Source organism: uncultured Bacteroides sp. (genome assembly GCF_958445495.1).
Lineage (GTDB): Bacteria > Bacteroidota > Bacteroidia > Bacteroidales > Bacteroidaceae > Bacteroides.
On the sequence record NZ_CAUCSQ010000056.1, the window covers coordinates 20,422 to 27,275 of the forward strand.

Consider the following 6,854-nt stretch of genomic DNA (forward strand, 5'->3'; position numbering starts at 1 on the left):
TCTGACAGGATTCTAACAGTAAGACAGAGGCCGGTTCGCCAGTTCTTTGTAAAGTTCGGCATATTGTTTTCCTACTTTATCGATATGCATATTTTCGAGGGCATAGGCATAATTCATTTCTCCTTTTTCCGTAACTGCCAGCCGTTGCGCCTCTTCCAATGCCCGTACGATATCCTGTTTGTTGCCGGGTTGGAAAGTCGGGTTTCTGGTGTTTTTCAACAATTCGCCTGTGTTGCCGGTATTCGGTCCCACCGCAACCTTGTGGAAAAGGAAAGCGAGAGGGACATAAATAGAGTTTAGCACATCTTTCTGTTGGATAAATATTACATTTGAAGCAGCAATATAATAAGGGAAATCATAATCATCTATCCGTTCGTCACTGGCTCCTGCCTGTAATTTCCGTATGCAGTTGAATAACGGCATGAGCAGATAGTACCCTATTCTCGATGTCCATCGTTTAAAGATGTTCTTGCCATACCTGTTGCTTCGGGAAAAAGGATAAAGGCGCGGGGCGAGCAACAATTTATAATCTTTGTTCCAGGCGTGGAATGCATTTAGCATCATATTCCTTTCTTTTCTGTTGTGGAATTCCTCAAAAGCGGTAATGATAAATGCTTTTTGCGACAGGTTGAGATACTGCCGGGCACGTTCCATGCTGATATTCTCCTTATAAGTATATTGGTAAATGTGATGAGGTATGATGATGTTCCGGCTATTGGGATATTTCACGATGAATTCATTCCGGCTGAAATGTTCCATGTGTACGATGACGTCGCTTTGTGATTCTATGATACCGTATGCTTTGCTGATTATTTCATTTGCATGATGGGGACAAACATTGTGCCTGGTATAGACAAAATGCGTTCCCTTTGAACGGAAAAAATGAATTCGTTCTTTTAGGCGGCATATCATATTGGAGGTATCGGACGACCAATCGAACATCTCTTCGGGCCACTGGAAATGTATGATGTCATAAATTGTGTCCGAATTCCAAAAATCCTCTATGGAATATTTTACATTAATACCCGCCATTCGGATAGCGTCACACAATATCGGTACAAATAAATTATCTGCGTCACCATTTTCTCTAAAGACAATAAGAGCTTTTATCGAATGATTGTTTGTTTCTTCACTTTCATGCATTTTTCTTTGGATTTTGAGCAGCAAAGCTATGCAACAAAGGTAATTAAAAGATATGGTAGTTTTATCTTTTCCGGCTGTCTTTTTACATGCCGTTATATCGTTTATGCCATTTTCTTTTCGTTATATTTCCGTTTTTTGCTTTTCTGCCGGCATTGCCTCTTTTTTTATTTATGATTGCATACTTTTTTATTTAGAAAACTTTTTATATATATCCAACAGCGATTCGGCAGTCCTCCTCCATGAAAATTGCCGGCTCCGCCTTAAACCGTATTCAACCTGCCGTTGATACAGCTTGTCATCTTTTTCCAATAACAATATTTTGTTTGCAATCTCCTCCGCATTGAACGGATTGGCTAACAATGCTCCTTCACCTGCAATTTCGGGCATAGCCGACGTATTTCCCGCAATGACGGGGATGCCGCAAGCCATTGCTTCGAGTATCGGAATACCGAAACTTTCGCGGAGCGAGGGATAGAGGAAAGCAAATGCGCCACTATAAACCGCCGCAAGGTCCTTATTGGCGATATAACCCGGAAAACGGAGGAAACTTTTGATTTCCGTGATTTTTTCCTCCTCCAGTATCCGGTCGATGGTATTCTCTTTGAGGTCCGCAATGAGTAACGGCAGTTTTCGGGTTGATTGTTTAAGATAAATACTGTAAGCTTTCAGTACCCGGACAGTATTCTTTTTCGGGTCCGTGTTGCCCAGGAAAAACAGGTAATTGTCCGTATCTGTATATTTCCGGATAATTTCAGGGGCTTTTGACTGGGGCTGGAAATGATTGTTGAATCCGTTGTACACGGTTATCAGTTTTTCTTCAGGCAAATGTAAAGCATCGATAATCCGTTGTCTTTCAAACTGAGAGACGGTAATGACCTTTTCACAATTGGGAAGTACACGGGGGACAATCATGCGACGATAATGCCATCCCATCTCCTGATACCAGGTAAAGCCGGAAGATTGCCGTTTTTCCAGATAAATGATATCGTGCAAAGTCAGTACCAACGGAACCGGGCAATATAAAGGAGCGGTATTGCTGGTACAGTGCAATAAATCAGGCTTGATTTGTTTGACGGCACGGGGGAGCGCCACTTGTTCCCATAAAGGATAGGTGGGGCATTTCAGTTCGATGATATGCAGGTTTTCCGAACTCCTGAGGCATTTGTCCGTACCGGGACTGACGAATACGAAGTACTCGTTTTCGCGGTCTATCTTTTGCAGCTCCCGGATACTTTCGAGAGCGACAAAATCCATCCCGTGCTTATTGGTGCGGAAAATTCGTTGGGCTTCGATAGCAATTTTCATAAATTCTTTCTTTGGAGATAATTATTAATGATGTTCGCCATGTTCTGTATGGATAAATTTTTTATTTGCTCCTTTGAGTCTGAATAAATTACCCATCATAGTGAGAGCTAGTATGGGTATTTTGATGATTGCTTTTCCGGTCTGCCTACTGAAAAGCAACTCCTTCGGTACGGGCAATATCATCACTGCCGTTTGTGCTGCCGACAGTATCCACCACTTTATCGCCCTGGTCCATTCGTCCCCGTTGCCATATACACTCAGTAGGATACCGATGGCGGTAAAGATGAAAGTCAGTCCGAATATTCCGGCGAGTTGAATCAGGCGCGGCGGAAGCATCCATTGGAATATCTTGTCGCAATAGTCGAAATTACCATGCAAGAACGCTTTCGGCAAATCCGGGAGTGAAGCGCGAAGAGCGCCGAATTGTGCGGCTATCCAGCGCTTGCGTTGATTGCTGATAGCCTCTTTTTTTTGTGTCTTTTCATCGAATACGGGTAAATTGGCGAGATAAACAGTATGAATCCGCTGTTGTAAGAGCATTGTTTCAAGCTCCTTGTCTTCACCCGCTGTCCGGAGCCTTTTTACATTCCGGTAAAACCATCCGGCCTCAAAAGCCATTCCCGAACCCGATAAACCGGCAGAAAGTCCCAGTGCGTTATGTCCGCTGCGGAAAAGCCCGTTATTGATTTCCTCACTGATACCGTCGAGAATGGAAATATCCGTATTCATATTCTTTCCGGTGCGGTGTGCCTGTACGGAACTCACCCCGTTATCGAAAGCACGGTTGATGGCAGACAAGAAATCCGGGACAGTCTGATTGTCGGCGTCCATGATAACGACTATGTCATATAAATCGATATCGATGCTATCCATCGCCATAGCAAGCGCTTTGGCTTTAGAGCTTTCCGTGTAATCTGCCGTTATCAGACGGATAGGAAGGGCACGTAGAGACTCGACTGTTTCCTGCCGCATTTGGTCGGAGATGACTATGATATCGAATAGTTCCTGCGGGTAGTCCTGTTCGAGAAATGTACGCACGGAAGAGAAGATGACGCGGTCTTCCTTGTAAGCGGGGAAAAGCACGGCAAAGTGCCGGAATGTACGTGCCTCAGGATAGTGGGGAGGACGATAGAACTTTGAAGCGATGGCGTATAACAGCAAATAGCATACGCAAAGCATGAGGGGAATGTAGAGAATCCAGTCGATGATAGCCATCATATATTCATTGTTTTTGTAGTGTGTAATTTGAGACGGCCGGAGAGGGAGGCATGAACAAGCCCCTGCAGACTCCGCGGCAAACGGCGAAAAAAAGGTCAAAGCGCCCTTTCAACACATAAGCAAGACTGTTTTTACCGGCAGCGACAGTGCTTTGGTAAAGTATGGAGAACAGGCGGGCGGCTCCCCGCAGGTTACGCCGGGCATAAAGCAGGCGGTTGCGTGTCAGGTAATAAGTGCGCAATTTGCTTAACTGCCCGGTACTTTGGCTTTCTTTGTGGAAAATGGTGCAGCCCGGTTCATACCATAATTCATAGCCGGCGCGTGTCATGCTTGTGCTCCAGTCTAATTCCTCATAATAAAGGAAAAAGACTTCCGGCATCATTCCCGCCTTCTCTATAACCTCGCGCTTTACCAGCATGGCCGCGCCGTGCAGATAAGGGGTAGGGTGGGGAGTGTCGTAACTTCCGTCGTCGGGACAGCCGAATCCCAGCATATTGTTGCGCAATGTAATCGGTGTCAGAGGGGTGAATCCGGCGAATTGTATCTGTTGAGGCGGAAAGGCAAAACGTATCTTCGGAGAGAGCCCCCCTATCCCCGGATGACTCTCCAAACGTTCTATCAGACAAGAGATTCCGTCCGCTTCAATGTACGTATCGTTATTTATCAGAAAAAGGTATTTCCCTTTTGCCGCCCGGAGCCCGATATTGTTGCCGCCGGAAAATCCCTTGTTCATCTCACTGCGGATAGCAACGACCGAAGGATATAATTGCCGTATCTTTGCCGCTTCATTTTCCAGTGAAGCGTTGTCTACCACTATGATTTCGTAGCTTACGGACGAGATGTGCCGGTGTAATGAATCGATTAGCTCGCAAGTGTCTTTGAATCCGTTGTAGCAGATAGTGATGAATGATATGTCAGGAATATTGTTTGTCATTCTCGTTGTCGGTCTCTTTATTGAATATTAGGGCATTTTCTTCTTCACTGATTCGCCGGTCAATGTGTGGAGCGGCAAAACAAAGGGCAAAACCTATGTATATCGGTAATTGGTTGGGATATTGCATGATGTCGTTGACATAAGTGGCAATGAAAAAACCGGCATCCATGCATAGCCATGCCGCTATCAGTCCCCGTAAGTTCTTGTTGCGTACCTTGAACATCAGTATCCATGAACACCATGCGAAAAGGACACCGTGTATGGAAAGGTAGAGTATCAGTCCGATGATGCCGGTTTCTACCCATACGCTGATAAGCCATGAATCGGGCGGATATGGCATTTGTTCTTTAGACTCGAAATTTCCGGCTTTAGACAAGCCGATACCGTATCCGAACGGCTTTTTAACCATCAGTTCCTTCATCCGTTGCCGGTTCTCCACACGTACGAGGTAAGATGCATCTTCCGAAGGATGGAAAGAAGAACGCATTTTATAAATATACTGGTTGCCGTTTCCGATATGGGTGAAATAGAAAAAGCAGAAAATGGAGATAGATACGAAAACACCCCCTAACAGAGCTTTCCAGTTTTTCGCAATGATGGTTATCATCAGTATTCCTCCCATGAGGACTCCCATTGCGGCACGGGTTCCGGAAATCCCCATTCCGTAAAGTCCGCAGAATGCGACCAGAAGGAAATAGAAGCGCATCCATTTTTTCTCTGTAAAAAAGGCGGAAATGGCAAAGATGACAGCAGACATGGCGGCATGGACTCCGTAGTTCGCCGCGTCGGAGAAACAGGAAAAATACCGGATACCCGACCAGATGACATGGGTACGCCATCCGCCTAACGCATATAAAAAGTAAAGGTCCTTGGAACTGAATCCGTGGTTTTTCTGCCAATACCCTTTCAATGTGAAAACCAGTACGAATACCGACCAGATAATCAACAGTAACTCAATGTCTTTTTTGCTGCGGATGACCAGAGGAATGATAAAGGCGCATATTAAAGGGATAAGCGCGTAAGGAGTAATATTGATATTCCATGCCGCCATTACGTTGTTGGGATTCAATATTTCCAGCAGATAGAAAGACAGCCAGATTACAAACATATAAGTCATTATGTTTTTTCCGCGCCGCCAGTCCGTCTGTTCGTCATTGTTCAGTTGTGTCAGGCAGATAACGGTAAATAACAAGATAATCATCATCGAGAAGAGACCGGTCTTGATATTTATAAACATACCTGCTGCAACCAGTAAGAATTGCGCTGCGAGAAGTATATGAAACGTTATTATCCTATTCGTCGTCATCCTCGTCTTCTGATTCTTTTGCTTTTCTTGTGAGGTTGAATATGATTTTCTCTGTTAATGATAATTGGCTGAAACGGTATTCCAGTCTGCGTAACATCGTATATGGCGGTAACTGTCCGGTAAAATCTTCCGCAGCTTCACGGCTGGCGTTGGTCAGGCAAATGCGGAAAGGAATTTCAGATTTGCCCAACTGTAACATGAGCTGTTCGCAGAGCTGCTTGTCGGTACTTTTCCAGCCGCGGTCTGCAGGAGCTACCAATATGTTGGCATTGGCATCGTGCAGCAATGCGGTTGGAATGTTACTCTCGGACAATGGCGGATAAGCCACTATCAGAATGTCCTCCCCCTGCAAGGCGTAAAAGTCCGTAATGCTTCTTGCAAGCAGGTATTGGGTGGAATCCGTGTTGAAATCTTCTCCATAGATGATAAACCGGGTGTTCAGCATACGGCTCTGCATATACCCGCAGATTAGGTTCCCTATTACGTCTTCCCCGGAATCCCTGCCGGTGCTGAGCAGATTGATAATGAACACTCCGGGAGACTTCCTCTTGTCCAGGAAACGGAGCAGGGAATTGGTTAATTCCTTTACGGAAAGCTGCACATAGGTTTTTGTCAATCCTCCGTACCGGGAAGTCGAAAGGCTGGGGATAGCTCCTATCGTTCTGTACCCTGTGACCCGCTTGGTACGGGCGGCGTCGCGCAACGTCCTGTCCAGTATCTCTATCAGCACCAGCAAAGCGATGATTATCAGGAAACTGCCGATGCAGACTGCAATGATGATTTGCTTCCGGTTAGTCGAGTTGGAGGCAATCGGATAAGTAGGCTCATTGAGAACCTTCAAGGTAGCGGAGGTCATTTCCAGATTCTTTGATCTTATCCGAAATTTCGGATAACAACGTTTATCCAAACCAAAATATTATCCCAACTTGACTTTTTACTATATTGAAT

At 45.2% G+C, this 6,854-nt stretch carries 5 protein-coding genes and 1 pseudogene; all 6 read right to left on the minus strand.

The annotated features are described in order from the left end of the window. Positions 1 to 12 precede the first annotated feature (12 nt). A complete protein-coding gene (locus tag Q5076_RS15180) occupies positions 13 to 1,143 on the minus strand; it encodes a glycosyltransferase family 1 protein (protein ID WP_303014452.1) in 1,131 nt (376 codons plus the stop codon). Positions 1,144 to 1,329: 186 nt separating this feature from the next. Further along, positions 1,330 to 2,448, minus strand: a complete 1,119-nt coding sequence (locus tag Q5076_RS15185) for a glycosyltransferase family 1 protein (protein WP_303014453.1) — start codon at positions 2,446 to 2,448, stop codon at positions 1,330 to 1,332. Positions 2,449 to 2,472: 24 nt separating this feature from the next. Further along, positions 2,473 to 3,663: a glycosyltransferase family 2 protein gene (locus Q5076_RS15190; protein WP_303014456.1), complete on the minus strand. Its 1,191-nt coding sequence runs from the start codon at positions 3,661 to 3,663 to the stop codon at positions 2,473 to 2,475. Between the two features lie 7 nt (positions 3,664 to 3,670). Continuing rightward, positions 3,671 to 4,600: a glycosyltransferase family 2 protein gene (locus Q5076_RS15195; RefSeq protein ID WP_303014454.1), complete on the minus strand. Its 930-nt coding sequence runs from the start codon at positions 4,598 to 4,600 to the stop codon at positions 3,671 to 3,673. Continuing rightward, complete coding sequence (locus tag Q5076_RS15200) at positions 4,581 to 5,906, minus strand: O-antigen ligase (protein WP_303014455.1); 1,326 nt, start codon at positions 5,904 to 5,906, stop codon at positions 4,581 to 4,583. The genes Q5076_RS15195 and Q5076_RS15200 overlap by 20 nt, the downstream gene beginning before the upstream one ends. Beyond that, positions 5,893 to 6,783, minus strand: a pseudogene (locus Q5076_RS15205) (hypothetical protein); the annotation flags it as partial. The gene Q5076_RS15200 and the pseudogene Q5076_RS15205, both read right to left, overlap by 14 nt. Positions 6,784 to 6,854 lie beyond the last annotated feature (71 nt).

Excerpts from the sequence above, each read along its gene's own strand:
- Q5076_RS15185 (WP_303014453.1), bottom strand. The coding sequence starts at position 2,448 with ATGAAAATTGCTATCGAAGCCCAACGAATTTTCCGCACCAATAAGCAC.
- Q5076_RS15200 (WP_303014455.1), bottom strand. The coding sequence starts at position 5,906 with ATGACGACGAATAGGATAATAACGTTTCATATACTTCTCGCAGCGCAA.
- Q5076_RS15195 (WP_303014454.1), bottom strand. The coding sequence starts at position 4,600 with ATGACAAACAATATTCCTGACATATCATTCATCACTATCTGCTACAAC.
- Q5076_RS15180 (WP_303014452.1), bottom strand. The coding sequence starts at position 1,143 with ATGCATGAAAGTGAAGAAACAAACAATCATTCGATAAAAGCTCTTATT.
- Q5076_RS15190 (WP_303014456.1), bottom strand. The coding sequence starts at position 3,663 with ATGGCTATCATCGACTGGATTCTCTACATTCCCCTCATGCTTTGCGTA.